This window comes from Streptomyces lancefieldiae (assembly GCF_031845825.1).
Lineage (GTDB): Bacteria > Actinomycetota > Actinomycetes > Streptomycetales > Streptomycetaceae > Streptomyces > Streptomyces lancefieldiae.
Genome location: NZ_JAVRFH010000375.1, coordinates 1 through 417, shown reverse-complemented (window position 1 = coordinate 417; position 417 = coordinate 1). Strand labels below are relative to the sequence as shown.

Genomic DNA, 417 nt, shown 5'->3' with positions numbered 1-417 from the left:
AGAAATGGAAGTGGAAATAAATAGGATCCATAACTTTCGCCTGTTATCAATTATTAGTTTTTTGTAACCCATTTTTCTCCAGGTATATTTTAAATTCATTAATTTTTATAAACTTTGTTGAATATATTACCTAATGATATTGCCAGGATCAAAATGTATTTTCACACTCTTATTTCTAGGTAGCCTCATTTATTCGAAAGGCCAGGCGGTAAATTCAAACAAGGCCTCCGCCCACGTATTCGTTTCGGGCCCATCTTCACTATATAAAACCGATGATAATAAAATTTCCATAAACAATATTAGGGATTTGTATGCCCAGGGGCGATTCAAGCCTATCAATCAGGCGGTCCTGAATGCGGGAATTCCAAAGCAGTACTATTGGATTCATTTTAACATCACCAACACCCTAAACATAAC

1 protein-coding gene is annotated in these 417 nt (G+C 35.5%); it reads left to right on the top strand.

Features of this window, described 5'->3' with window-relative positions; all coding sequences use genetic code 11:
* Window positions 1-133: 133 nt before the first annotated feature.
* Window positions 134-417 (top strand): 7TM-DISM domain-containing protein (locus RM812_RS43290; protein WP_394816619.1); only part of this gene is annotated, 284 nt, incomplete at its 3' end.